This is a genomic window from Streptomyces sp. NPDC002817, assembly GCF_053592055.1.
In genome coordinates this window covers 19,378-45,473 of the sequence record NZ_JBSFUY010000042.1, presented here as the reverse complement: position 1 = coordinate 45,473, position 26,096 = coordinate 19,378, and the positions used below count along the sequence as shown (strand labels likewise).

Annotated in this window: 21 protein-coding genes, 1 tRNA gene and 1 pseudogene; 5 read left to right on the top strand and 18 right to left on the bottom strand. The window is 72.6% G+C overall.

The window, feature by feature from the left end; all coding sequences use genetic code 11:
- Window positions 1–49: 49 nt before the first annotated feature.
- From ACWD3I_RS43370 to ACWD3I_RS43350, 5 genes and pseudogenes are all read right to left on the bottom strand, one after another.
- Window positions 50–1,093: pseudogene (locus ACWD3I_RS43370) on the bottom strand (lysylphosphatidylglycerol synthase transmembrane domain-containing protein); the annotation flags it as partial.
- Window positions 1,094–1,212: 119 nt separating this feature from the next.
- A complete protein-coding gene (locus tag ACWD3I_RS43365; protein ID WP_451084353.1) occupies window positions 1,213–2,187 on the bottom strand; it encodes a class I SAM-dependent methyltransferase in 975 nt (324 codons plus the stop codon).
- A gap of 83 nt (window positions 2,188–2,270) precedes the next feature.
- Window positions 2,271–3,461, bottom strand: coding sequence for a glycosyltransferase family 4 protein (locus ACWD3I_RS43360; RefSeq protein WP_451084349.1), 1,191 nt, complete (start codon window positions 3,459–3,461; stop codon window positions 2,271–2,273).
- Window positions 3,458–3,856: a 6-pyruvoyl trahydropterin synthase family protein gene (locus ACWD3I_RS43355; RefSeq protein ID WP_365413334.1), complete on the bottom strand. Its 399-nt coding sequence runs from the start codon at window positions 3,854–3,856 to the stop codon at window positions 3,458–3,460. Before ACWD3I_RS43355 ends, ACWD3I_RS43360 begins: the two co-directional genes overlap by 4 nt.
- Window positions 3,857–3,972: 116 nt before the next feature.
- Entirely contained in the window at window positions 3,973–4,956 is a 984-nt protein-coding gene (locus tag ACWD3I_RS43350) for a dehydrogenase (protein WP_365413336.1), read from the bottom strand.
- A gap of 107 nt (window positions 4,957–5,063) precedes the next feature.
- On the opposite strand from ACWD3I_RS43350, the gene ACWD3I_RS43345 reads away from it, so the two are divergent.
- Window positions 5,064–5,822, top strand: coding sequence for a CDP-alcohol phosphatidyltransferase family protein (locus ACWD3I_RS43345; protein ID WP_266885840.1), 759 nt, complete (start codon window positions 5,064–5,066; stop codon window positions 5,820–5,822).
- Between the two features lies 1 nt (window position 5,823).
- Here the strand turns inward: ACWD3I_RS43345 and ACWD3I_RS43340 are convergent, their stop codons facing one another.
- The 4 genes from ACWD3I_RS43340 to ACWD3I_RS43325 are packed head-to-tail and all read right to left on the bottom strand — an operon-like array spanning window position 5,824 to window position 10,912.
- Complete coding sequence (locus ACWD3I_RS43340) at window positions 5,824–7,053, bottom strand: MDR family MFS transporter (RefSeq protein ID WP_365413338.1); 1,230 nt, start codon at window positions 7,051–7,053, stop codon at window positions 5,824–5,826.
- Complete coding sequence (locus ACWD3I_RS43335) at window positions 7,050–8,876, bottom strand: ABC transporter permease subunit (RefSeq protein WP_365413340.1); 1,827 nt, start codon at window positions 8,874–8,876, stop codon at window positions 7,050–7,052. The genes ACWD3I_RS43340 and ACWD3I_RS43335 overlap by 4 nt, the downstream gene beginning before the upstream one ends.
- Before the next feature lie 3 nt (window positions 8,877–8,879).
- Window positions 8,880–10,370 carry an ABC transporter substrate-binding protein gene (locus ACWD3I_RS43330; protein WP_365413347.1) on the bottom strand — a complete coding sequence of 497 codons (1,491 nt, stop codon included), beginning with the start codon at window positions 10,368–10,370 and terminating at the stop codon, window positions 8,880–8,882.
- Between the two features lie 5 nt (window positions 10,371–10,375).
- Window positions 10,376–10,912, bottom strand: coding sequence for a GNAT family N-acetyltransferase (locus ACWD3I_RS43325; protein ID WP_365413342.1), 537 nt, complete (start codon window positions 10,910–10,912; stop codon window positions 10,376–10,378).
- Window positions 10,913–11,053: 141 nt separating this feature from the next.
- Between ACWD3I_RS43325 and ACWD3I_RS43320 the strand changes: the two genes are divergently transcribed.
- Window positions 11,054–12,007 carry an ATP-binding protein gene (locus ACWD3I_RS43320; RefSeq protein ID WP_365413344.1) on the top strand — a complete coding sequence of 318 codons (954 nt, stop codon included), beginning with the start codon at window positions 11,054–11,056 and terminating at the stop codon, window positions 12,005–12,007.
- Window positions 12,008–12,053: 46 nt separating this feature from the next.
- On the top strand, window positions 12,054–12,446 hold the full coding sequence (locus ACWD3I_RS43315) for an SCO5389 family protein (RefSeq protein ID WP_266820594.1): 393 nt from the start codon (window positions 12,054–12,056) through the stop codon (window positions 12,444–12,446).
- 230 nt (window positions 12,447–12,676) lie between these two features.
- On the opposite strand, the gene ACWD3I_RS43310 is transcribed toward ACWD3I_RS43315, so the two are convergent.
- The 8 genes from ACWD3I_RS43310 to mftG all read right to left on the bottom strand — a co-directional run bounded on the left by ACWD3I_RS43310 (window position 12,677) and on the right by mftG (window position 24,885).
- Window positions 12,677–15,007: a DUF4132 domain-containing protein gene (locus ACWD3I_RS43310; RefSeq protein ID WP_365412664.1), complete on the bottom strand. Its 2,331-nt coding sequence runs from the start codon at window positions 15,005–15,007 to the stop codon at window positions 12,677–12,679.
- Between the two features lie 36 nt (window positions 15,008–15,043).
- Entirely contained in the window at window positions 15,044–15,883 is an 840-nt protein-coding gene (locus ACWD3I_RS43305) for an alpha/beta fold hydrolase (protein WP_365412666.1), read from the bottom strand.
- Between the two features lie 313 nt (window positions 15,884–16,196).
- Window positions 16,197–17,555 (bottom strand): GH1 family beta-glucosidase, encoded by a 1,359-nt coding sequence (locus ACWD3I_RS43300; RefSeq protein WP_365412683.1) that lies wholly within the window; start codon window positions 17,553–17,555, stop codon window positions 16,197–16,199.
- A gap of 20 nt (window positions 17,556–17,575) precedes the next feature.
- On the bottom strand, window positions 17,576–18,415 hold the full coding sequence (locus ACWD3I_RS43295) for a carbohydrate ABC transporter permease (protein ID WP_365412685.1): 840 nt from the start codon (window positions 18,413–18,415) through the stop codon (window positions 17,576–17,578).
- 7 nt (window positions 18,416–18,422) lie between these two features.
- Complete coding sequence (locus tag ACWD3I_RS43290) at window positions 18,423–19,400, bottom strand: carbohydrate ABC transporter permease (RefSeq protein ID WP_365412669.1); 978 nt, start codon at window positions 19,398–19,400, stop codon at window positions 18,423–18,425.
- Window positions 19,400–20,716 carry an ABC transporter substrate-binding protein gene (locus ACWD3I_RS43285; protein ID WP_365412671.1) on the bottom strand — a complete coding sequence of 439 codons (1,317 nt, stop codon included), beginning with the start codon at window positions 20,714–20,716 and terminating at the stop codon, window positions 19,400–19,402. The genes ACWD3I_RS43290 and ACWD3I_RS43285 overlap by 1 nt, the downstream gene beginning before the upstream one ends.
- 193 nt (window positions 20,717–20,909) lie before the next feature.
- The gene (gene fusA, locus ACWD3I_RS43280) at window positions 20,910–22,961 is read right to left on the bottom strand and encodes an elongation factor G (RefSeq protein ID WP_365412673.1); all 2,052 of its coding nucleotides are present in this window, start codon (window positions 22,959–22,961) and stop codon (window positions 20,910–20,912) included.
- A 358-nt stretch (window positions 22,962–23,319) separates the two neighbouring features.
- Window positions 23,320–24,885: a mycofactocin dehydrogenase MftG gene (mftG, locus tag ACWD3I_RS43275; RefSeq protein WP_365412675.1), complete on the bottom strand. Its 1,566-nt coding sequence runs from the start codon at window positions 24,883–24,885 to the stop codon at window positions 23,320–23,322.
- A gap of 83 nt (window positions 24,886–24,968) precedes the next feature.
- Between mftG and ACWD3I_RS43270 the strand changes: the two genes are divergently transcribed.
- Window positions 24,969–25,550, top strand: coding sequence for a zinc-binding dehydrogenase (locus tag ACWD3I_RS43270; protein WP_365412677.1), 582 nt, complete (start codon window positions 24,969–24,971; stop codon window positions 25,548–25,550).
- Window positions 25,490–26,026, top strand: a complete 537-nt coding sequence (locus ACWD3I_RS43265; RefSeq protein WP_451084352.1) for an EamA family transporter — start codon at window positions 25,490–25,492, stop codon at window positions 26,024–26,026. Before ACWD3I_RS43270 ends, ACWD3I_RS43265 begins: the two co-directional genes overlap by 61 nt.
- Here ACWD3I_RS43265 and ACWD3I_RS43260 read toward each other — a convergent pair.
- A tRNA-Leu gene (locus tag ACWD3I_RS43260) sits at window positions 25,988–26,075 on the bottom strand. The two genes, ACWD3I_RS43265 and ACWD3I_RS43260, sit on opposite strands and share 39 nt — an antisense overlap.
- Window positions 26,076–26,096: the final 21 nt, after the last annotated feature.

Sequence of the window (26,096 nt, the reverse complement as noted above, 5' to 3'; positions counted from 1 at the left end):
CGAGCGAGAGCACCCCGTAGACGACGGCGACGGCCAGCCCGCTGCCGGCGCCCAGACCGGCGGCGCCGAAGGCCCAGGCGGTGACACCCTCGCGGGGGCCCCAGCCGCCGACGTTGAGCGGCAGGCCCATGGCGAGCAGGGCGAGCACGGCGATCGGCAGCAGGACGGCGACGGAGGCGGCGGAACCGGCGACGCGGGCGGCGAGCACGAACATCGCGAGGTGTCCGGCGAGGACGACGGCGGAGGACAGGGCGACTCCGGGCCCGTTCTGCCGCGACAGCAGTCCCTCGCGGGCCTCGCGCAGGGCCTTGCCGGCCCGTGAGGGCGCCCGGTTCATCCGCAGGGCGAGCACGACGGCCAGCGCGCCCAGCGTGGCGAACAGGAGCAGCGGCGCGAGATGGCGGGCCTGGGAGAGCACCGGTGACGGCATGGTCAGCAGCACCGCGGCGCCGACGACCGCCAGCGCGAGCTGCCCGGCGACCCGTTCGAGGACGACGGCCCGCACACAGCGCCCGAGCTCCTGAGTGCTGCGCCCGTGCCGTACCGCCCGGTGCACATCGCCGAGAACGCCACCGGGCAGGGCGGCGTTGAGGAACAGGGCCCGGTAGTACGAGGCCACGGCCGCACCGAGCGGCAGCCGGATCTTCAGGCCCCGGGCGACCAGCTGCCAGCGCCAGGCGCTGAAGACGGTGGTGACCACGCCGATCCCGAGCGCGGCGAGCAGGGTGGCCCCGTCGATCCGGCGCAACCCGTCGAGGAAGACACCGGTGCCGAGCCGCCACAGCAGGACGGCGAGGATGAGCACGCCGACGGCACTGCCGACGTGGGTGCGTACGGCGGGCGACTTGAGGCGGGCGAGAACGTTTCGCCACCAGGAGGCGACAGGGGCCGCCGACGCGGTGTCGGGCCGGGGGGCGGAGACGATCACGCCGATGCGGTCCTCGGAGACGGCGACGGGCGGCGGCGGGACGGCCTTGGCGGGCGGGAGGGCGACGGTGGCGGAGCCGACCTCGGGACGTGCCCCGCCGGTCGCCGTGTCGGCGTACCGTTCCGCCACCGCCGTACGGGCCGCGAGGTCGGCCACGCCCGTCATCGACGCGGTCGCGTCCACCGGCGTCACCGCGACGCGGTCGCGCCCCCGTGTCACCCCGGCCCACCGCCTGCGGCCCGGCCCCCGCAGGCCCGCGTGGGCCGCCCGTACCGTCTCCACGCTCATGCCGCCCCGCCCGTCGGGCGGGACAGTGCCAGCAGGTCGGTGTGGTGGACGACCACGCTCAGCTCGCCCGCCTCGCAGGCCTCCAGGCGGGCGCGGAGGTAACGGTCCGCGCGCTCGCGCAGCTCCGGGCGCTCTTCCACCGCGGCACCGACCCAGCCGCGCAGCCACTGGGCCATGAGCGCGGACTCGGCGGGGCCCAGCCGCCACGGGCTCGGGTTCAGCCGTACCGTCGCGCCGAGTTCGGAGAAGGCCTCGCAGGCCACCGTGATCGCGTCCGGGCCGAGCAGGCCCGAGCGGCGCTGGTGCGTGTTGAACGCCTCGGTGATCTCGCTGTCCATCGGGTCGGACGGGGTGAAGTCGACGCGGCCGGCCACGGAGAGCGTGAGCAGGGCCGGGCAGCCGGCGCCGGTGCAGGCGGCCGCCAGGGTCTCGATCTCCTCGCGGGTGAGGACGTCCAGGAGTGCGGAGGCCGTCACCAGGGAGGCACCGGAGAGGGCGTCCGGGGTCAGCCGGCCGACGTCACCGCGCCGGGTCTCGACGGTGACCCGGCTGCCGTCCGCGGCGACCCGCGGGGAGGCGACGGCCGCGAAGTGCAGGAGGTAGGGGTCGCGGTCGTGCAGCACCCAGTGCTGGGGGCCGTCGAGGCGGGGCGCGAGCCAGCGGCCCATCGACCCGGTGCCGCACCCGAGGTCGTGCACGACCACCCCTGCCTTGCCGGGCAGGTTGGCGAGCCGGATCCGCAGCGGGTCGAGCAGATCGAGCGAGCGAGCGCCGGCATCGGCGGGTTCCCGCAGCTCCAGCCACTCGGGCGCGTAGCGGGGCTGCTCCTCGGGCCCGTCCTCGCGCAGCCGTACGGTGGGCCGCTCGCCGGGGCGGGCGGCGGGGCCGGCGCCGGGGATCACGGACTCCGTGTCGGTGCCGGGGTCGGCGGACGCCGATGACACCGAGTGCGTCGGGGTTTCGCCGGCCATATCGGACTCCACCCCTGCCACGTCCCGCGGTCCCGCCTGCGCCGGAATCCTTCCCGCGCGCTGTGTCGTCGTAGCCGTCTTCCTCATGCCGCCCTCCTGGGTTCGCTCGGCAGTCGGCCCAGTACTCCGGCCAGGCTGCGGGCCGTGGTCGCCCAGCCGTCCAGGGCGGCCCGCCGGCCCCGGGCAGCCGCCTTCAGCCGGCGTCGTACGTCCGCCTCGCCGAACCAGCCGCGCAGCTCCGCGGCGAGGGCGGCGGGGTCCTCCGGCGGGACGAGGATGCCGGGCACGCCGCCGTCGGGGGCGCGGCCGACCGCCTCGGGGAGACCGCCGACGTCGGTGGCCAGCACCGGGATGCCGCGGGCGAGGGCCTCGGTGACCGCCATGCCGTAGGTCTCGGCGTAGGAGGTGAGGACCATCAGGTCGGCGGCGGCGTAGCTGGCGTCGAGTTCGGCGCCGGCCTGCGGTCCGGCCAGGTGCAGTCGGTGTTCCAGGCCGTACTTCGCGATCAGGGACCGCAGGTCGGCCACGTACTCCGGGTCCTGGCCGAGGCCGCCCACGCACACGCAGCTCCACGGCAGGTCCCGGACCGCGGCCAGCGCCTCCACCAGGCGGTGCTGTCCCTTGCGGGGTGTCACCGCGGCGACGCACAGCAGCCGGGAGAGGCCGTCGGTGCCGGAGGCGAGGGGGGCGATGTCGGCGCCGGGGGCGGCGACATGGACCCGCTCGGGGGCGAGGCCGTGGTGGGAGACGAGGCGGCGGACCGCCCAGTCGCTGGTGGCGACGACCGCGGGGACCGCGCGGAGCACCGCGCGCTCCTTCGCGTCCAACTCGGCGGCCAGGACGGGATCGAGACCGGTCTCGTCGCCGAGCGGAAGGTGGACGAGGACCACGAGCCGCAGCCGTTCCGCCTCCGGTACGACGATCTCCGGGACGCCGCAGGCGACCAGGCCGTCCATCAGGACCACGGTGTCGTCCGGCAACCCCCGCAGCACACCGGCCAGTTCCGCACGGCCCGAGGCGCCCGGCCGGGGCCACTCGCCCGGAACCGCGTGCTTGTGGACCTGCCAGCCGAAGCCCGGCAGGTCCAGACTCACCCGCCGGTCATAGGCGTTGCCGCCGCTGGGCGCGGCCGCGTCGTCGACACCGCCGGGCATGACGAAGTGCACGGAGCGCAGAGCCATGGGGACGATGTCCGCGTTCTTGAGAGCCGAATGCTGCACGGGCACATAGCCCAGGGCCGCCTGCGGGGCCTTCTCCAGGGTCACGTCGGTCACAGCGCACGCTCGTAACTCGCCCACGCGACATGCGACTCGTGCAGGGTGACGGCGATCGCCGCGATGCCCCGGGCGCCGTCGCCCAGCGCGCCCTTCTCGATCCGCTCGGCGAGCCGGTCGGCGATGACCTTGGCCAGGAACTCCGTCGACGTGTTGATCCCGGCGAAGTCGGGCTCGTTGTCGAGGTTTCTGTAGTTCAGCTCGGTGACGACGGCTCCGAGTTCCTGCGTGGCCAGTCCGATGTCGACGACGATGTTGTCGTCGTCCAACTGCTCCCGTCGGAAGGTGGCGTCCACGAGGAACGTCGCTCCGTGCAGGCGCTGCGCGGGTCCGAAGACCTCGCCGCGGAAGCTGTGGGCGATCATGATGTGATCGCGGACGGTGACACTGAACAACGGACGACCCTCCAGGTGCGGCACGTCTGATCCCCCCGGCCGACCGCCGGCGGGGATGCCGAGTAGTACGGCTCTTCGCGTCCCCGCGTTCAGCCGTCTCTCACTCTTTTCTCAGGTCAGGCGCTCTTGCCGTACCTCACGCGGTGACAGAGAGCAGGAATTTCCCCGGAAGTGAGCCTGGGCATCACCTGCGGCAGCTCCTCGAACGCGCTTTCCCCCGTGACGAGCGCGTCGAGCGCCGGGTCGGCGAGCAGTTCGAGGGCGAGGGCCAGCCGGTCGGCATAGGTGCGGCTGGAGCGGCGGGCCGGGGAGACGGTGCCGACCTGGCTGCTGCGGATGACGAGCCGCCGGGAGTGGAAGGCCTCACCGAGCGGAAGGCTGACCTTCCGGTCGCCGTACCAGCTGAGTTCGAGGACCGTGCCCTCGGGCGTCAGCAGTTCCAGGGAGCGGGCCAGTCCCTGTTCGGTGGCGCTGGCGTGGACGACGAGGTCGCACTCCCCCAGCGCGTCCCGCGGCAGCGCGAAGTCGACGCCCAGGGCCTTCGCGACCGTCGCCCGCGCCGGGTCGGCGTCGACCAACTGGATCCGTACGCCGGGGAAGCGGGCCAGCAGTGCGGCGACCGAGCAGCCGATCATGCCGCCGCCGACCACGGCGATCCGGTCGCCGACCAACGGCACCGCGTCCCAGGCCGCGTTGACGGCGGTCTCCACCGTGCCGGCGAGGATCGCCCGTTCGGGGGGCACGTTCTCGGGCACCCGGGTCACGGCGGTCACCGGGACGACGTAGCGCGTCTGGTGCGGGTAGAGGCAGAAGACCGTACGGCCCACGAGGTCCGCCGGGCCCTCCTCGACCTCTCCGACGCTGAGGTAGCCGTACTTCACGGGTGCCGGGAAGTCGCCCTCCTGGAACGGCGCCCGCATGGCCGCGTGCTGGCTCTCGGGGACCCCGCCGCGGAAGACGAGCGTCTCCGTGCCGCGGCTGACGCCGGAGTACAGGGCGCGGACCAGCACTTCCCCCTCGGATGGAGCCGGGAGGGTGACCTCACGTATCTCACCCGCACCGGGGCTGTTGAGCCAGAAAGCACTCGCGGTGCGCTTCATCGGCGTCCTCCTGAACGCTTGGGAAGTAGTTCACGTACCGAGGTGTGCACAGGTCGCGCACAGTACGCGGCGTTGATCGACTCTGTCACACGGCCGGAGGATGTTCGGTGGCCCTGAACAACACTTACGACGCAAGGCTGGTCCAGCAGGAGACCGCTGTGGGAGCGGGTCTGCAGATCCTGTTGCTGGCTCTGCTCGGGACGGCGATCGGCATGGGACCGGCGGGCTGGCTGACCGGTCTCGTCTTCGCCGTCGCCACCTGGGCGGTGCTCTCCCGGGCCCTGCACCGCCACCGTCCGCGCTCCTTCGGCCCCGCCAACCGCGTGACGCTCGGCCGGGCCACCCTGGTCGGCGGGGTCACGGCCCTGGTCGCCGACTCCTTCCAGAGCTCACCGCCGGTCACCCTCTTCGTCGGTCTGACGGCCGTGGCCCTGATCCTCGACGGCGTCGACGGCAAGGTCGCCCGCCGCACCGGCACCTCCACCCCGCTCGGCGCCCGCTTCGACATGGAGGTCGACGCGTTCCTGATCCTGGTGCTCAGCGTCTACGTGTCGATGGCGCACGGCCCGTGGGTCCTGCTGATCGGCGGCATGCGCTACGCCTTCGTCGCCGCCGCCCGTGTCTGGCCGTGGCTCAACGCCCCGCTCCCGCCGAGCACGGCCCGCAAGACGGTGGCCGCCCTCCAGGGTGTGTTCCTGCTGCTGGCCGCCTCGGGCCTGCTGCCGTACGCCCTGGAGTTCGGGGTCGTCGCGACGGCGCTGGGCGCGCTGGTGTGGTCGTTCGGCCGGGACATCCTGTGGCTGCTGCGCACCTCCCGGATCGAGGAGGTCCTGCTGGAGGACGTGCGCGAGCTGGTCGCCGGATGACCTACGCACGGCGCGGCAGCAGCGCGATCGCCGCGGCCGGTACGGCGGCCAGCACCAGCCACGGCACGGCCGCCGGCAGCCCGCTGTCGAGGAGTGTGCCGGTCAGTGAGCTGCCGACGAGCACGATCAGGCCGGAGACCGAGGACAGCGCGCCGGTGTAGAGGCCGAGCCGTCCCTCCTCGGCGAGATCGGGGACCCAGGCGCGGGCGACGGGGGCGACGAGCATCTGGCCGAGGGTGAGCAGCACGACGAACCCGGCCGCGGGCAGCAGCCCCGCCGTCCCGGTCCAGCCGGCCGGCCGGGCGAGCGCCACGACGGCGAACCCGGCGGCGATCAGCAGCAACCCGGCCTGCATGGAGCGACGCAGTGCGAGCCGGTCCCCCACCCAGCGGGTGACGGGCAGCTGGGCGGTCACCACCAGCAGCGAGGACAGGGCGAACAGCCAGGCCAGCGCGGACTGGGAGCCGGTGGCCCGCTCCACCTCGGCGGGCAGGGCGAGATAGAGCTGGTTGTAGGCGAGCAGATAGGCGCCGTACGCGCAGCACAGCGCGAGGAAGCGCCGGTTGCGCACCAGCACCCGCATCCCGCCCTTGACGTGGACCCGCCGGCGTCCCGGAATGTGCTGCGGCAGCAGCCACGCGTGCCCGGCGAGGACGAGCACGAAGATCCCGGCACCGGCGAGACACACGCTCCGGAAGTCCACCGACAGCAGCAGCGCGCCGAGCAGCGGCCCGACGAACGCCCCTGCCTGTCCGGCCACGGTGAACAGCGCGAACACCCGGGTCCGGGATCCGCCGCCCTCCTCCTCGTGGACGACGGCCTGCCGGGCCACCTCGGACTCGACCGCGGGGGAGAACAGCGCGGCGGCGAACCCGATCAGCAGCACGGCCCCGATGACCGCCCAGGTCGCCTCGGCGTACCCGAGCCAGGCGAACCCGGCGATCCGCAACGCACAGCCCGCGAGCACGACCGGTCGGATCCCGTACCGGTCGGCGAGCGCCCCGCCCACCACGAACAGCCCCTGCTGGCTGAAGGTCCTCAACCCCAGCACGAACCCGACCGTCCAGCCCGCCATGCCGACCGCCGTGCCGAGGTGCTCGGACAGGAACGGCAGCACCGCGAAGAAGCCCACGTTGAAGGCGAGTTGGGTGAGGATCAGCAGCCGCAGGAGGGGTGTGAGGCGGGTACGGTCCGGTGTCCCGCGCAGGGCTGTCGACAGCGAGCCGCTCATCGGGCTTCCACCCATTCCCTTGTACGAGGCTGCTGTTCGGGTTCGGTCACGGGTGGGCGCGGGGCGCGGCGCAGCCTGCGCACTCCTCCCCCGGCCTTCGGCCGGGGGGACCCCCATCTCGCTCCGCTCCCCGCGGTGACCGCCAGCGCGCCGAGCAGGGCGAGGACGGCGGCCGGGGCGAGGACGGCCCAGGGGGCGCGCTCGGCGTAGGGCTGGTTCTCGGCGAGCAGCAGGCCCCACTCCGGGGAGGGCGGCTGGGCGCCCAGGCCGAGGAAGGCGAGGGAGGCCAGGGCGAGGGCGATGCCGGGGAGCCGCAGCAGGGCGTGGCGGGTGACGGACGGCAGGACGGCGGGCAGGAGTTCGTGGCGCAGCAGGTGCCAGGGGCCTGCGCCCAGGCCGAGGGTGGCGGTGATGTGGAGGGCGGCGCGTTCCTGGCGGAGCAGTGCGGAGGTGTGGGCGGCGAGGGGCGCCCAGGCGACCGCGCCGACGGCGAGCGCGGGGGTGGCGGGGCCGCTGCCGGCGACGGCGGTGACGAGGAGGGCGACGAGGACCGGCGGCAGTGCGGTGACGGTGTCGACGAGCGGGCCGGACAGGCGGGGCAGCAGTCCGAGCAGGACGCCGATGAGCAGCGCGGCCGTGCCGATCGCGAGGGCGAGCAGCAGGGTTTCCAGGGCGCCGTGGCCGACGCGGGCGAGGACGTCGCGGCCGAGCGCGTCGGTGCCGAAGGGGTGCGCGCGGGACGGCGCTTGGAGGCGCTGTCCCGTGTCGAGGGCGAGCGGGTCGCGGGGCAGGCCGAGCGCGATGACGACCGCCAGCAGTCCACCGTATGCAATCGGCTGTACACCGCGTACCGGCGGCTTCGGTCCGTGCAGCGAGGGCAGGGCGCCGTCCCGGAGGGCGGTGCCGATGAGCAGGCGGGTGGCGAGGGCGGCGAGGCCCGCGAAGGCGGCGGCGAGGAGGACGAGGGCGAGGGTGCCGGCCTGGAGGACGGGGAGGTCCTGGGCGAGGGCGGCCTGGAGGGTGGTGCGGCCGAGGCCGGGTATGTCGAAGATCTGCTCGACGGCGACCGAGCCACCGGTGAGGCCGACCGCGAACAGGCCGGTGTTCGGCAGGAGTCCGGGCAGACAGCGGCGCAGTGCCTGGCGGGCGATGCTGCGGCCGGGCAGTCCGCGCGCGGCGGCGGCCAGCGCCCACGGTTCGGCGAAGGCGCCGGGCAGCAGGTCGTCGAGGAGGCGGCCGAGCACGGCCCCGGCGGGCAGGCCGAGGGCGAGGGCGGGCAGGATCGTCCACTTCGGTCCGTACCAGCCGAGGGCGGGCAGCCAGCCGAGCTGGACGCCGACGACGGTGGCGAGCACGGACGCGGTGAGGAACTCGGGCAGCGCGGCGAGGACCGCGGACCCGCTGCCGCCGGCCCCGCGTCCGCCGAGCCGGTGGTGCGCGCCGAGCCACAGGGTGCGGGCGCAGATCAGCGCGGCGGTGACGGTGGCGAGCGCGAGGGCCACCGCCATCAGCAGCAGGGACGCCCCAAGTGCCTGGAGCACAGCGGGTGTGACCTCGCCGCCGGAGATCCACGACTGTCCGGTGTCCCCGCGCCACAGTCCGCCCAGCCACTGTCCCAGCAGGTGGAACGGGCCGTCGTCCAGGCCGAGTCGGTCCCGGATTTCGGCCAGCACCTGCGGGTCGGGGTCGCGTTCGGCCGACCGGGCCTTGAGCACGGTCAGCGCCGGGTCCGTGCGCGTGAGCCAGGGCAGCAGGCCGATGGCGCACACGAGGGCGGCGGCGATCCCGGCCCGCCACAGGAGCGTGGCCGCTTGCTGCCGCATGCGTCAGCGCCGGGTGCCGAGGCCGACGAGGGTGCGCTCGTACGGGTCGAGGAGGGCGCCGCCGACCTTGGGGCCGACGCCGGTGATGACGCGTTGGTGAACCAGCGGGACGACGGCGTCGGTGGCGAGGATCTTCGCCTCGGCCGCCATGGCCGCGTCCTGGCGCTCGGCGGTGTCGGCGACGCCCTCGGCCCTCTTCACCGCCTTGTCGACGTCCTTGTCGCACAGCAGCGCCAGGTTGTAGCTGCCGTCGCAGGTGAAGTCGCTGGCGAGGAGCGAGACGGGGTCGCCGGTGTCGAGGAGGCTGTTGCGGGCACCGACGAACGCGTCGAACCTGCCCTCCAGCACATCGCTCTCCAGCCGCGAGTACTCGCGCACCTCCAGCTCGACCTCGAACCCGGCCTTCTCCAGCTGCTGCTTCAGCACCTGGGCGACCTCGGGGAGTTCGGGCCGGTTGTCGTACGTCGCGAGGGTGATCGTGGCCCCGTCGGGGGCAGCGGCCCCCGCCCGCCCGGCCGGCTCGGTCCGCTTGCCCTCGGCCCAGGTCACAGCGGGTCCGTAGAGGCCGGCGCCGGCGTCGGCGTACCCCTCGTAGACGCCCTCGGCGAGCGCGGAGGTGTCGACCGCCTGCCGTGCGGCGGCCCGGAGGCCGGCGTCCTTGAACACGTCCGACTCGGTGTTGAGGAGCAGACTCGTGGTGCGGGTCGTGGCGGTGGCCTTGCGGATGCCCTTGTCGAGGGTGGCGGCCTGGGCGACGGGGATCGCCTCCGCGAGGTCGACCTGGTCGGTACGGAGCGCGCTCGCACGTGCGGTGCCGTCGGCGACGAACTTCACGTCGATGCCCGAGGCCTGGGCGCGGCCGCCCCAGTAGTCGTCGTAGCGGTCGAGGGTGGCGGCGGTGGAGCCCATGACCTTGGTGAGCTCGAAGGGGCCGGTGGCGTGGCCGATCGGGTCGACGCGGTCCGTCCTGCCGTAGGCCTTCGCGGAGAGAACGGCGAGGCTCGGGCTGGAGAGCCTCAGCGGCAGTGCGGGGTCGGGGTCCTTCGTGGTGACCCGGACGCCGGTGGTGCCCTCGGCCTTCGCGGTGAGGGTCACGCCGGAGAGGGCGGCGGGGGCCGGGCGGGCCTCGGCGGCGTGGGTGAGGGCGGTGGCGACGGCGGCCGGGGTGACGTCGGTGCCGTCCTGGAAGGCGGCCTCGCGCAGGGTGAACAGCCAGGTGCGGTCGTTCTCGCGGGTCCAGGACGCGGCGAGCGCGGGGGCCGCGGCACCGTTGGCGTCCAGGGCGGTCAGGCCCTCGGTGACGCCGAGGCGGCTGAGGAGGGTGGCGTCGGCGCCGTAGGGCGAGAGGTTCTCGGCGGGCGGGAAGGCTAGGGCGACCCGCAGCCGGGAGCCGTCGCCGACGTCGTCGGACGAGCCGCCCGAGCCGTCGGAGGCGAAGCAGCCGGTGAGGGCGGGGGCGAGAAGGAGGGCGAGGAGGAAGCGCGGTCGGGTCATTCGGGTCATCGCCCCATCGGGATCTCGAAGTGCAGGACGCCGGACGCGCCCTCGGGGTCCTCGCGCTCGTCGTGCACGAGCTTGCCGAGCGATCGCCAGAAGGCCTCGGCGCCCGGGACGGCCGGGTCGGTGTGCAGATACACGGAGCGGTAGCCGCCCTCGGCGACGGCGAACTCCATCAGCCCCGCGACCAGTCGCCGGGCGAGACCGCGCCTGCGGTGCTCGGGACGGACGTAGACGCGGCGCAGTTGTGCGGTCCGCCCCGAGGGGTAGCGCTCGGCGACATGGCGCGGGTTCGGCGGGTGGACCGGGCCCCGGGAGTCCAGGGCGCCGGTGGCGACGACCTCGCCGCTGTGCGGGTCGAGCGCCACGAGGAGGGTGTGGCGCTCGGGGACCAGGTAGGCGGCGGCCGGGTCGATGATGTCGCCGTGCCAGCGGGGCACATAGCCGGAACCGAAGTCGCGGTAGACGGTGTCGAGCATCACGGCTCGCGCACCCTCGAGGTCGTCCGGGCCCGCGGCCCTGATGCTGTAATCACGCACTTGCACATCATATGCATTAAGCGGAGGAGCTTGATCCACGCCTCCCGGATGGCGGTTTGACAGCGTCGCGGTGACGCCCTACAAATCTACCGACATGACATCCATTTTCAAAAAGCCCTTATCCGAAAGGGCGGAGTGCTGATGCGCATCGCTTTCGTCGGCAAAGGTGGCAGCGGCAAGACCACCCTGTCGGCACTCTTCTCCCGTCACCTGGCGCGGTCCGGCGCTCCCGTGCTCGCCGTGGACGGGGACATCAACCAGCATCTGGCCGAGGCGCTGGGCCACGACGGGGATCTGCCGGCCGCCCCTCCGCTGGGCGCACACCTGAACTCCGTCAAGGACCATCTGCGCGGCACCAACCCGCGCATCGCCTCCGCCGAGGCCATGATCAAGACCACTCCGCCGGGCCGCGGCTCCCGGCTGCTGACCCTTCTCGGCGACGACGCACTGCACGCCCGGCACGTCCGGCGGGTGGGCGACGTGCCGCTGATGGTGACCGGCGAGTTCGAGGAGAGCGACCTCGGGGTGTCCTGCTACCACTCCAAGCTCGGCGGGGTGGAGCTCTACCTCAACCATCTCGTCGACGGTCCCGGCGAGTACGTGGTGGTGGACATGACGGCGGGCGCGGACGCGTTCGCCTCCGGTCTCTTCACCCGCTTCGACCTCACGTTCCTGGTGGCGGAACCCACCCGGAAGGGCGTCTCGGTCTACCGCCAGTACCGCGACCACGCCCGTGAGTTCGGCATCCGGATCGCCGTCGTCGGCAACAAGGTGACCGGCGAGGACGATCTGCTCTTCCTCAAGGAGGAGGTGGGGGACGACCTGCTGACCCACCTGGTCCACTCACCGTTCGTGCGGGCCGCCGAACAAGGCCGGGTACAGGGCGGCCCGGAGCCCCTGGAGGCCCTGGAGCCGCACAACCGGCACGCCCTGAACGTCCTGCGGGAGACCGTGGACGCCTGCCCTCGCGACTGGGCGACGCTCCACCGCCACGCCGTCGAGTTCCATCTGCGCAACGCCCGGGCCTGGGCGGGCGAGGACCTGGCCTCCCAGGTCGACCCCGAGTTCGTACCGGGCCCCGCTTCCCTCATCTGACACACCCCCTCCCCCCACTCAACGCACAGACAGGACAAGCACCTTCATGTCTCTCGACGTCTCCCCGAAGCTCCTCGCCGAAGCCGAGAACGGCGCCGTCCGCGAGGAGGACTTCGTGGACACCGTCCGCACGTCCCTCCCGTACGCCTACGACCTGATCGCCTCTCTCGCCGGCGAACTCCACGACGGCAAGGCCGAGTTCACCGACAACCAGACGCCCCCGCCGTCCGAGAAGGAGCGCGGCCAGCTGCTGCGGGCCCTGGCCAGCGACGCGATCCGCGGCAGCCTGGAGCGGCACTTCGGGGTCGCCCTGGCCTTCCAGAACTGCCACCGGGTGGCGGCGTTCCGGCCGGGCGCGCAGGACAGTGAGACCTACGCGCGCTTCACCTCGACGCGCTCACAGATCCTGAACCAGTCGCCGGAGTTCAGGGACTGCTGACCCGTCCGCGCGGAACCGTCGCCCCCCGACGACGGTTCCGCGGCGGCGGGACAGCGGGTGCGCAGTTCGGTCGGTTCCCCCCGGCTCCGGTGGACCGCGCGAGCGCGGAGCTCCGGGAGGTACCGAGGATCGTCGGCTCGCTCCAGCGACTCACGGGCCTCCTCCTCGAGGACGGCGAGCAGCGTGGCCTGGTGGACCCCACGCATCTGGCCCGGGGAGGGCCGTAGTCGTCAGCCCGCTCTCCCTCCGCTCCCTATCTGCCTGAGGATGGACGGGTCGGTGATCTCGGTGTCGGCGGCCAGCAGCAGGGCCTTGCTGAGGATCACGGTGAGCCGGTCGTCCTCGAACGGCAGGAAGACCTTGCCGCCGACCTTGCCGCGCGAAGGGACGATGCACAGATAGGAGTTGTCGGGCTCCATCAGGATGTTCGCCGAGCCGAGATGGATCCGGTACGTCCGCAGGTCGCCCCGGACCACCAGGAACCGGCCGTCGAGGGCGCACCGGTCGGCGACCTTCAGGCGCGGCAGGATCCGCGCGAGGGCATCACGGCGGGCCTCGGCGCTCTCGCTCAGCTCGGCGAACCCGGCCCGTTCCCAGTAGGAGCGGCCCGGCCCCTGCTCGGTCCAGTCGGGGTCGGCGGCGATCGAGGTCACGCCGACGAAGAGATCCACGTCGCGCATCGCCTCGCTGAACACCAGCGGCGGCACCTCCGCGAGGGACGCCTCCCGCCAGGCGCCCGCCACCCGGCGCTCGAAGCGGACCCGGTCGGTCGAGGCCACCCCGTCGCCCTGCGCCCAGTCCACGTAGGTGTGGAAGAAGGCGACCTGCCACTCCCCCGCGCCCAGGGTCCGGACGGCCGCGTCCCCGTCCCCGCAGTCCCACGGTCCGAGCAGCCGACTCGTCCAGCCCCGGGCCCGGAACAGCGCGAACATCCGGCGGTAGTGCACGAGATGGGCGGCGAAGCGCAGGGAGTGGACGCGGGTCTCCTCCTCCGCCGGGGTGAGCCGGTAGATCTCCCGGAACGCCTGCTTGAACGGCTGCCTCAGCTGCCCGTCGACGAGCCGGTCCCGCCAGGCCCGCACGGTGTCGGCCTCGGAGCGGATCGGATGCCACAGCCGTACGGACGCCTCGTCGGGCGCGTCGGGGAGATCCTCGGTCGACGGCAGGACCGCCCGCCACTCTCCGGGCGCGACCTCGATCTCCCAGATCAGCCGGCGTACGACGGACCGGGCGAGCGGATGCCCGGCCAGTTCCGCGCGCCACCAGCCGTACGGATGGACGGCATCGACGGTGAACCCGCCCTCCAACGCCCGGGCGAGGGTGCCGAGTTGGATGTCCACCCGCTTCACCAGGTCGCGCACCTCCTTGACCAGGCCGGCGTGGTCGCGGCGGACGGGCGCGGGGACGCTCTTCAGCGGGCGGCCGTCCTTCTCCCAGGTCAGCTGGGCCGTCTCGGTGACCGTGACGACGGCCGTGTACCCGCCGCCCGCCTCCCTGCGCAGGACACCGTCGTCGTCGAACCCCGCCCTCGACAGCCGCAGGGCCACCTCGGTCCGCTCGGCCAGGGCCGGCTCGACCTTCTTGAGCAGCTTGTCGAGCTGCCGGGGTATTCCGGCGTGGCGGGTCACCGAGCGCGCGGTGCGGATCGCGGTGACCAGCTCCGGCGTCGGGAAGTCCCTGGCGGCGCGGACCAGTTCGTACAGCAGGGCCTGCGAGGGGACGGTCCTCGCGGACGTCGGGGCGACGGCGATGCCGGGCAGCAGCCGGTCGAGGAGGTCCGGCAGCCAGGGCTCGTCGCGCAGCAGCGCCACCCGCGCGGCCTGTCCGAGCATGTCGACCTCGCGGGGCGTGAACGCCTTGTCGGCCCGGTAGGGGATCTCGCCGCGCTGGAGGGCGTCGGCGCGGTCGGCCGCGGCTTCCAGCGCACGGCGGGCGAAGGCGACGTAGGCCGGGATGCCGGCCACCTGCCGCCAGAGGTCCGGTGCGTTCGGCGGCGGGTCGTAGGTGTTGAGCCCGTCGACCTGGACCAGCAGCGTCCGCTCGGCGGGAGTGAGGCCGATGACGGCTTCGATCCCGTCCATGGCTATGGCTCCGTTGTCGCGTCGCAGGAGGTCGGCCGCCGTCCGCAGTGCCTCGTCGCCCCCGAGGCTCGCCACCATGAGCAGCGAGTACGGGTGGGTGGCGTCCCCCTTCTCCACCAGGAAGCCGGTCAAGGCACGGGCCGGACCGGAGAGATCGGGCCACGGCCCCGTGCAGTGCACCAGCGCGTCCACGACCGGCCGGAGGCTCACCACGTCGTCGCGGTCCTCGCCGCGGGCGACGACCGCCTCGAACATCCGGCGGCACGCGTCGGGCGTGTAGCGCGGTTCCCTGTCCCGGACGGCCAGGTGCACCGCCGTCCTCGCGCGCTGCATCACGTCCGTGGCCTCGGGCCGGGCCCGGTAGGCCGTCGCGAGCAGCCCGCCGACCTCCTCGTCGGAGAGCCCCACCAGGTCGGCCGCCCGGACGTCGACTGCGAAGGCGGGGTCGGTCAACGCCCGGACCAAGTCGTCGTAGAGCATGCCCCGGATCATGACAGGCACCACTGACAACGCGATCTACGCGAAGAACCTCGCGGTCTCCGCCACGAACCGCCGTGCGTCGTCCAGCCAGGGGAAATGCGCCGCCCCCTCCTGGACCACCGACTCGGCCTCCGGGAAGAGCCCGGCGTACTCGGTCATCGCCCGCCGGGGCCCGGCCACGTCCACCTCCCCGGCCAGCACCAGCACACGCCCCGCGAACCCGGCCAGTGCCGCCCGCGTCGCCTCCGGGTCGAAGGCGCCCTCGGAGCCGTGGACCGCCGCCGCCTCGTCGTTGCGCTGCTCGTCCTCGGCCGCGCGGACCGCCTTGGCCTCCTCGTCCCAGCGGGCGAACCAGAAGGGGGCGATGGCCTGCCAGGCGTCGGGGGCGGGACGGCCCGCGTTGAGGGATTCCAGGGCCGCGTACGCCGGGGCGAACCACTCCTCGTCCCGGCGCAGACGGGCCGTGCTCAGGCGGTCCTCGGCGGTGACGGCGATGCCGACCGCGTAGACGCTCGGCGTGATCAGGGCCAGGCGTGCCACGCGGTCGGGGTGGCGGGCCGTGTAGAGGGCGGCCAGGTTGGCGCCCGCGCTGTGGGCCAGCACGTCCAAATGGTCCAGGCCCAGTTCCTCGCGCAGTGCCTCGACGTCGTCGACCTGACGGTCGCAGCGGTACGACGCCGGGTCCGCGGGGGTCGCCGAGTCGCCGGTGCCTCTGAGGTCCAGGCGGATCAGGGTGCGGTGGGCGCTGAGGCCGCCCAGGTCGCCGAGGTAGGCCGAAGCCTGCATCGGGCCGCCGGGGAGGCAGACCAGGGGCGGTCCCTCGCCGGTCGCGTGGTAGGCGAGGGTGGTGCCGTCCGGGGTGGTGAAGGTGGGCATGGCGTGAGGCTTTCACCTGGTCTGGCCTGCGGCAACGTATTTGGCGCGGCTCGCGCGGCGCAGGGAGAAGGGCCGGGCGATCCGCCCGCCCTCCCCCTCTCCACGACGCTCGGCTCGGCGACTCCGCGCCCCTGCGCAGAAGGCCACGAAGCCCCACATCCCACTGGTCACATGGCTGTTCCTGGTGGTGAGGAGGGTGTCCTTGCTCCTTCACCCTCCTCCCGCGGCACAGCGGACAGCAGAGCCCAGGACGGGAGCACGACCCGCCCCAGGGCCCCCTGACCAGGGGCTTCCGCCCCCGCCGCCCGCCTGCTCACGCCGCGCGCCGCGCCCGTCCCCGGTGGTCGCGGATGATCTCCGCGTACCGGTGTCCGGAGCCCTTGATGGTGCGGGTCTGGGTCCGGTAGTCGACGTGGACCAGGCCGAAACGCTTGTCGTAGCCGTAGGCCCACTCGAAGTTGTCCAGCAGTGACCAGGCGAAGTAGCCGGCCAGCGGTGCGCCCCGGCGGGCGGCGGAGGCGCAGGCGGCGAGGTGCCCGGCCAGGTAGTCCTGCCGCTCGGGGTCGTCGACGGTGCCGTCGGGGCGTACGACGTCCGGGTAGGCGGAGCCGTTCTCGGTGACGTACAGCTTGCGGGCGCCGTACTCGTCGGTGAGGCGGAGCAGGAGGGTCTCGATGCCGCTCGCGTCGATCTCCCAGTCCATGCCGGTGCGGGGCACGCCGAGGCGGCGTACGGAACGGGCGTGCGGGGCCGGGCCGCTGGGGTCGTCGGCGACGGTGGCGGGGAAGTAGTAGTTGAGGCCGAGCCAGTCCAGCGGGGCGGCGATCGTCTCCAAGTCGCCTTCCCGTGCGGGCAGTTCGACGCCGTACAGCTTCTGCATGTCCTCCGGGAAGCCGCGGCCGTGGATCGGGTCCAGCCACCAGCGGTTGGTGTGGCCGTCCATCCGGCGGGCGGCTTCGAGATCCTCCGGACGGTCGGTGGCCGGGTACACGGTGGAGAGGTTGTTGACGATGCCGATCTCGGCGGCGGGGACGGCCGCCCGGATGGCCTGGCTCGCCAGTCCGTGGCCCAGCAGGAGGTGGTACGAGGCGCGCACCGCGGCGGTCAGGTCGGTGGACCCGGGGGCCATCTTGCCTTCGAGGTGGCCGATCCAGGCGGAGCACAGAGGTTCGTTGAGGGTGGTCCAGTGGCTGACCCTGTCGCCCAGTCGCACGGCCACGACCGAGGCGTACGCGGCGAAGTGCTCGGCGGTCTCCCGCTCGGGCCAGCCGCCCCGGTCCTGGAGCGCCTGGGGCAGGTCCCAGTGGTAGAGGGTGACGGACGGGGTGATGCCCGCCTCCAGCAGGCCGTCGATCAACTCGTCGTAGAAGTCGAGCCCCTTGGCGTTGACCGGTCCGTCGCCGCCCGGCAGCACGCGCGGCCAGGCGATCGACAACCGATAGGCGTTGGTGCCCAGTTGACGCATGAGCGCGATGTCCTCGCGCCAGCGGTGGTAGTGGTCGCAGGCGACGTCACCGTGGTCGTTGCCGGCGATCTTCCCGGGGGTGTGCGCGAAGGTGTCCCAGATCGACGGCGAACGGCCGTCCTCCGCCACGGCTCCCTCGATCTGGTACGCCGAAGTGGCCGTGCCCCACAGGAAGTCGTGCGGGAGTGCGGCGAGGTCGATGGTCACGAAATCCCTTTCGAGGTCGGTCACTTGACGGCACCCGCCGTCAGCCCCGCGACGAGGTAGCGCTGCAGGAGCAGGAAGCCGGCCACCACCGGCACGCTGACGACCAGCGAGGCGGCCATGATCTGGTTCCAGTACACGTCGTTGAGCGTGGAGTAGCCCTGGAGTCCGACGGCAAGGGTGCGGGTGGTGTCGTTGGTCATCACCGAGGCGAACAGCACCTCGCCCCAGGCGGTCATGAAGGCGTAGACGGCGACCGCCACGATGCCGGGGATCGCGGCGGGCACGACGACCCGGAACAGCGCCCGGAGCGGCCCGCAGCCGTCGACCAGCGCCGCCTCGTCCAGGTCGCGCGGCACCGAGTCGAAGTACCCGATCAGCATCCAGATCGAGAACGGCAGGGAGAAGGTCAGATACGTCAGGATCAGTCCGCCGCGCGAGCCGAACAGGGCGATGCCGGTGGCGTTGCCGATGTTGACGTAGATCAGGAACAGCGGGAGCAGGAAGAGGATGCCCGGGAGCATCTGCGTCGACAGGACGGTGACCGTGAAGACGCGCTTGCCGCGGAAGTCGTAGCGGCTCACCGCGTACGCGGAGAACACCGCGATCACCACCGAGCAGACCGTCGCCGCGCCCGCCACGATCAGCGAGTTCACGAAGTACCGGGCGAGCGGGACCGTGGACCAGATGTCGATGTACGGGCGGATCGTCAACTCGCTCGGTATCCAGCGGAACTTGCCGGTGACGTCCGCGAGGGGCTTCAGCGAGCTGGAGACCATCACGTACACCGGCACCAGCACGAAGCCGCCGAGCAGGGTGAGGAAGATCCGCCGGGACCAGAGGAACGAACGCGGCGGTGCCATCGGGGAGTTACGCACGTGTGGCCCTCCGCCCGCGCGAGGTGACGGCGAGGTAGGCGCCCGTCACGAGCAGCAGGAACAGCAGCAGGAGTACGGACATGGCGGAACCGGTGCCGAAGTTCCAGGTGACGAACGAGGCTTGGTAGATGTGGACCGAGACGAGGTCCGCGGCCTCGGGGGCGGTCCTGCCGAACAGGACGTACGGCGTGTTGAAGTCGTTGAACGTCCACAGGAACAGGACCAGGATCAGCACCTGGTTGACGGCGCCCAGCGACGGCAGGGTGATGCGGCGGATCTGCTGCCACACACCGGCGCCGTCGAGGGCGGCCGCCTCGTACAGCTCCCGGGGAATGTTCTGGAGTCCGGCCATGACGATGAGGAAGGCGAACGGCCAGCCCTTCCACACCGACACGATCAGCAGGGCGAAGAAGCTGTTGTCGCCGATGAGCCAGAAGGAGGGCTTGTCGGTGAGGTGCAGCTGGTCGTGCAGGACGTGGTTCACCAGGCCGTTGTCGTGCTGGAACATGAACACCCAGGTGATGACGGCCGCGTAGACCGGCAGGGCGTACGGCACCAGGAACAGCGCCCGCAGCAGTCCGCGGCCGCGGAAGGTGTCCTGCATGAAGACCGCGGCCGCGGTGCCGATCAGCCAGCACAGGGCGACCGACAGCAGGGTGAAGGCGACGGTGACGAGGAAGGAGTGCAGCAGTGCCTCGCCGACGGGGGCGTCGAAGTCCACCGACACCTTGTAGTTGTCGAGTCCGGACCAGGGCGCGGTGCCCCAGTCGCGGATGTAGAACTGCGTGAGCTCCTTGAAGCTCATCACGATGCCGACGCCCATCGGCACCAGGTGGACCAGGAGTTCGAGGAGCAGGGCGGGCAGCAGGAGCAGATACGGCAGTCCGATGCGGCGGATGCGGCCGGGGCGCGGGGTGCGCTTCTCGCCGGACGGCGCCTTGGGTTCGGCCCGTTCCAGAGTGGTGGTCATCAGGCGGCCGGCATCTGCTGCTGGGCCTTCTCCAGCGCCGCCTTCACCGAGTCGGTGGTGACGGCGCGTCCGGCGGCCGCGTCGGCGAACAGGCCCTTGACGGCCGTGCCGACCGCCGTCTCGAACTGTGACTCGTCGGCGACCTGGGGCAGCGCTGCGGCACTCTTGGCGAGGGTGTCCTTCAGGACGGCGTTGGCGGGTGTGTTGAAGGCGCTGTCCGTCTGGGCCGTCTTCACCGGCGGTATCGAGCTGTACGCGGTGTTGAGGATCTTCTGCTCCGCGTCGCCGGTCATGAACTTCACGAACTTCGTGGCGCCGTCGAGGTTGTCGGTGTTCTTGAAGACGGCCAGGTTGATGCCCGCGACCATCGAGTTGACCTGAGCGCCGGTGCCCGGGGTGCCGGACTGCACGGGCACCGGGGCGATGCCGTAGTCGTCCTCGCTCATGCCCTGGGACTTGAGGTTGGCGGAGGCGGACTGCCACAGGAGCATCGCCGTCTTGCCCTTGGCGAAGTCGCTGACGGACTGGTTCTGGGCGTACTCGGCGTTGCCGGGCGCGATGACCTTGTCCTTGGCCATCAGATCGACGTACTGCTTGACCGCGGTGACGACCCCGTCGCTGGTGAAGTCGGGCTTGCCGTCGGCGGTGAAGAAGTCGGCGCCGTGCTGCTGGGCGAAGACGAAGACGTGGTGGATGTTCTCCGACGGGTTCGAACCCTCCGCTCCCAGGCCCCACTTGCCGTCCTTGGAGAGCTTCTTGCCGTCCGCGGCCAACTCCGCCCAGGTGGCGGGAGGTTGTGCGATGCCCGCGTCGGCGAACATCTTCTTGTTGTAGTAGAGGGCGTACGCCATCGAGTACAGCGGCACGGCGGAGGGGTCCTTGCCCTCGGCGCCCGTCGAGCCGAGCGCCGAGTCGACGAAGCGGTCCCTGCCGCCGATCTTCGCGAAGTTCTTGGCGTCCCACGGCAGCAGCGCGCCGGTGGCCTGCAACGAGGCGCTCCAGGTGTTGCCGATGTTGAGGACGTCGGGGCCCTGGCCCGAGGTGGTCGCGGTGAGGATGCGGTTGAGCAGGTCCGACCAGGGCACGACTTCCAGTTTCACCTTGATGCCGGTCTGCTTCTCGAACTTGTCGAGCTCGGGCTGGAGGACCTTCTTGTCGACCTCGATGCTCGCCCCCTGGTTGGAGGCCCAGTAAGTGAGCGTCTTCGGCGAGTCGTTGGACCCGCCGCCCGTCGACGAACCGCCTCCGCAGGCCGATGCGGCCAGGGCGAGAGACAGGGTGACGGCGCCTACGGCCGCGGCTCGGATGCTGCGCATGGCTCCTGGTGTCCCTTCAGGGAATGCACTCACGACTTAATTTAGGACGTGAGTTAAATGCCACGGGTTCGGGACGTCAAGGGGTTGAGCGGCGGGAGTTCAATGGATCGTGCGGCTCGGTGTCGGGTCGTTCACTTCCTGAACGGGGAGCGGGCGGCCCCTCCCGTGCGGGAGAGGGACCGCCCCGGTACCGCTACCTCTGGGCCGGTGCCACGGTTGCCGGCGCCGGTGCGTACCCGGTGGGCCGGGCCGTGAAGGTGCCGCGGCCCTGGGTCCGGCTGCGCAACCGGGTCGCGTAGCCGAAGAGTTCGGCCAGCGGCACGGTGGCGGTGACGACCGCCGAGCCGGCCCGCGTCACCGAGCCGGAGACCCGGCCGCGCCGTGCCGCCAGGTCGCCGAGGACTCCCCCGACGGCGGCGTCGGGCACCGTGACCGTGACCTCGGCCACCGGCTCGAGCAGGACCATCGCGCAGGCCCGCAGAGCCTCCCGGAGTCCGAACCGGCCCGCCGTGCGGAAGGCCGTGTCGGAGGAGTCCTTCACATGCGTCGCCCCGTCGGTGAGGGTGACCCGCAGCCCCGTCACCGGGTGCCCGCCGAGCGGCCCCTCCGCCAGGGCGTCCCGGCAGCCGGCCTCGACCGCCCGGACGTACTCCTGCGGCACCCGTCCACCGACGACCGCCGAGCGGAACTCGAACCCGGCGTCGACGTCCAGCGGCTCCACATCGAGGACGACATGGGCGAACTGCCCCGCGCCACCGTCCTGTTTGACGTGCCGGAAGACATGTCCGGACACGCCGCGCCCGACGGTCTCGCGGTGCGCGACCCGGGGCCGGCCGGCGTTGACATCCAGCCCGAGGTCCCGCCGCGCCTTCTCCAGCGCGACCTCCAGATGGAGTTCGCCCATGCCGGACAGCACGGTCTGCCCGGTCTCCGGGTCGGTCCGCACGACCAGCGACGGGTCCTCCTCGGCGAGCCTCGCGAGCGCCGAGGCCAGCCGGTCGGTGTCGGTGGACCTGACGGCCTCGACCGCGACGGAGACGACCGGTTCGGCGACGCTCGGCGGTTCGAGGACGAGCGGGGCGTCCGGCGCGCAGAGGGTCGACCCGGCGCGGGCGGACTTCAGCCCGACGACCGCGACGATGTCGCCGGCGACCGCCCGGTCCAACTGGGCGTGCCGGTCGGCCTGTACGCGCAGGATCCGTCCGACGCGCTCGCCGCGCCGCGCGCCCACGTCCATCACCATGTCTCCCTTCTCGATCGTTCCGGAGTACACCCGCAGGTAGGTGAGCCGCCCGGTCGGCGTGGCGTTCACCTTGAACACCAGCGCCGCGAACGGCGCCGCCGGGTCGGCGGGCCGTTCCTGCCGGGTGTCGCCGAGGGTGCCGTGCACGGGCGGCACGTCGAGCGGCGACGGCAGATACGCCACGACCGCGTCCAGCAGCGGCTCGATCCCACGGTTGCGGTAGGCCGAGCCGCACAGCACGACGACGGCGTCGCCGGTGCGGGTGAGGTCGCGCAGGGCGTCGACGAGCGTTCCCGTGTCGAGCGTCGACCGCATACAGAATTCCTCCAGCGCGGCCGGATGCCGTTCGGCCACCGTCTCCTCCAGCAGTCGACGCCGGCGCCGCGCCTCCTCCCGCAGGCCCTCGGGAATGTCCGCTACGACCATGTCGGCACCGTCGGCCCAGGTCAGCGCCCGCATACGCACCAGGTCCACGACGCCGCGGAACGCGTCCTCCGTGCCGATGGGCAGCTGCAGGACCAGCGGGGCCGGGTGCAGCCGTTCCCGGATCGACTCGACGGCGGTGTCGAGGTCGGCGCCCGCGCGGTCCAGCTTGTTGACGAAGGCGATCCTCGGTACGCCGTACCGGTCGGCCTGCCGCCAGACCGACTCGCTCTGCGGCTCGACGCCGGCGACGGCGTCGAACACGGCGACCGCCCCGTCGAGCACCCGGAGCGAACGCTCCACCTCGTCGGCGAAGTCGACGTGTCCTGGGGTGTCGATCAGGTTGATCCGGTGGCCGTCCCAGGCACAGCTGACCGCCGCCGCGAAGATCGTGATGCCGCGGTCGCGTTCCTGCGAGTCGAAGTCGGTGACGGTCGTGCCGTCATGGACCTCGCCACGCCGGTGGATGGTTCCGGTGGCGTAGAGGATCCGCTCGGTGACGGTGGTCTTGCCGGCGTCGACGTGGGCGAGGATGCCCAGGTTGCGGACGACTGCGAGGGTGTCGAGGTTGATGCGCACGGCCCATGGCCTTTCGGATGACGTGTGACAGGGCGGCGCGATTCCCGGACATGACTGATCTGACGGCACGTCAATACAGGGACATGCGAGGTCAGTTGATGGTCAGGCGGATGTCCGGGGCATCCGGTACCGGCCGCGCAGCGGGCACCGGACGGGGCAGGACACGAGGATCACGTCGTACGACGACGGGGGAACGAGAACAGCGGCGCGGTCACACACGGCCGGTCTCCCCTCACTCGTCGGTCCTCGTCATGACACGCGCACCGGCCCGGCGTGGGCGGTGCGCGACGTGTGGCGAGTGTAGGGAGACGGGGACGGACGGGTCACCCGATTTTCCCTCGCCCCGGCGAGGAGGGCTTCACGGCAGCTCCCGACGGATCGCGTCGGCGACGACCTCGCCGATGAGCACGGCCGTCGCCGCCGGGCCCCGGTGGGGGGTGTCCGGCAGGATCGAGGTATCGGCCACCCGTAGCCCTCGTACGCCGTGGACGCGCCCGAACTGGTCCACCGCGGTCTGCCGGTGGTCGTCGGCGGGCCCCATCGGCACGGTGCCGCAGGTGTGCTGACTGGTACTCAGGTGCTCGGAGATCCACCGGTCCAGCGCCCGGTCGTCGTCGAGAACCTCGGGGCCGGGGTCCAGCAGTCCCTCGGACACCGCTGACAGTGGCGGGCTGTCGAGCAGTGCCGCGGTCAGGCGGACGGCCTCGCGCAGCCGCCGGAAGTCGTCGCCGGTGGTCAGAAAACCGTATGCGATGTGCGGCATGGCGTCGGGGTCGGCGGAGGTCAGCCGCAGCGTGCCGCCCGGCCGGGACGGCTGCACGGAGACGAGGAACGACAGTGGGGCGCCCGGCACCCGCACGACTCCCTCGACGAGCCCGGCCACGGGCACCAGGGACTGGAGGATCTCGGTGTCGCCCGGTCCGTCGGACCCTCCCGCCGAGGCTCGGTGCAGACAGCCGCCCAGCCAGGTGTCGGCCGGCTCACCGAGGTCGTCGCGCGGCGTCCAGTCCAGGACCAGCTGGGGGTGGTCGGCGAGGCGGGCGCCGACGGCGGGGAGGTCACGGACGACGGGGATGCCGTGGCGCACGAGGTCGGCGGCGGGGCCGATGCCGGAGAGCAGCAGCAGGTGCGGGGTGGCGAACGCTCCGGCACTCAGCACGACGGTCCTCGCGTCCAGCGTGCGGCGCGCTCCCTCGTACTCCACGAGGACGCCGGTGGCGCGGCCGCGATCGACGACCACCCGCAGGGCGCGGCAGCCTCCGAGGACGTGCAGGTTCGGGCGGTCCATGACCTCCGGCGGCAGATAGCCGAGGCCGACGTTGTGCCGTATACCGTCGACCGCGTTCGAGGGCACGGGGCCGAACCCGGGCGGCGCCTGGTCGTTCTTGTCGGGTTCGGCCGGGAGACCGAGACGGCGGGCGGCGTCGCGGAAGGCCCGCGCCGCCGGGTGCGTCAGGAGGCTACGACGCACGGGGACCGGGCCGGAGGCGCCGTGCGACGCACCCTGGCCGAAGTCGAGGTCGTTCTCCAGATCCTTGAGGAACGGCAGGACCTGGTCGTAGGCCCAGGCGGGACTGCCCGCGGCGGCCCAGCGGTCGAAGTCCGCGCGCCGGGCCCGTACGAAGTAGCCGCCGTTGACGGTCGTGGAACCGCCCAGACCGCGCCCGCGCGGGACCCGCCACGGGCGCCGCGGAGTCAGGTGCACGGGATACCAGGTCGTGGCGCGATGACCGGGCCGCGCACCCGGCACGAGCCGTGCGTCGAGCAGGTCGGGGCCGAACTCCGCTTCCCCGCGGGGCATTTCACCCGTGTCGATCAGCAGCACGCTCCGGTCGGGGTCCTCGCTGAGCCGTGCCGCGAGCACCGCTCCGGCGGCTCCGGCGCCGACCACGAGGACATCGACCGGGTTCGGAGTCTGTCCCATGGCTGCCATCCTGCCCCAGACCTGCGGCGACCCCTTGCCCGGACCGCTGCTGCCCGCGCCCCCAGGAGGGCGAGGGATCCGCCGTGGGTCGAGTCGTCCCCCAGCGGATCCGCAGAGACTCCAAGCGATCGCTCCAGCGGCTCTGGCGCGGCAAGGGAGCCCCGCACCAGCCGGCCTCCGGACAAGGCGGGATCCGCGTGCCGTGGAGCCGCGCGGCGGCGGTCGCCGGCCACACGGTCCTGGTCACCGGGCTCGGTCAGGTGGGGCTCGGCGCCGTGATCAACGGGCAGGCCAGGGGTGCCCGGGTGATCTGCGCCGGCCGCAGCCCCTACCGCCGGGCGCCGGCACGGCAGTTGGGCGTGGAGCTGATCGTCGAGCTGGGGACACCGGACGCGGCCCCGGCCGCCGTACGGGACTTCACCAGGGGCAAGGGCGTCGGCCATGTCATCGACTGCTCGGCGCAGGCCGGCCACCAGCGGTTCGGACTGGGCGCCGCGGGGCGCGGCGGGCGGGTCACCGGGGGTGCCCTGGATCCCCGAGGTCGGCACATGGCTGCTCGCCCTCGCCGAGGGCCGCCAGGAGGTGGCCTGGCAGTGAGGTCGATCTGGCCGGAGTCGGCTTCGTACTCGGAGCTGCGGCGGGTTGGGCCGACTACATCCCGCTGACCAAACGGGTCGGCGCCCAGTTCACCGGCCTGGGCGGCCTGGGCGCCTCCATGGTGGCGGCCTCCGCGGTGACCCTGCCGTTCGCCGGCGCCGGTCACATCGTCGGCCACATGGACCCGCAGACCTTCGCCTTGTCGGCCCTGGCAGCGCTACTGCTGCCGATCCTGCCGTACACCGCCGAGATGGTCGCCCTGCGCAATCTGCCCACGACGGTCTTCGGCACCCTGATGAGCCTGGAACCCGCCATCGGGACCGTCGCCGGCTTCGTACTCCTTGCCGAACAGCCCTCGTGGGCCCAGAGCGCGGGCGTCGTGCTGGTGACCGTCGCCGGCATGGGGGCGGTACGCAGCGAGGCCCGGCAGGCCGTGGGCGACCTCAGCCACCAGAGTTCCGGACCAAAGCAGAAGACCCCTGATCAACAGGGGTCTCAGCTGAGCTGGTGTCCGAGGGGGGACTTGAACCCCCACGCCCGATAAAGGGCACTAGCACCTCAAGCTAGCGCGTCTGCCATTCCGCCACCCGGACCAGGTGTCTGCCGCCTGGCCG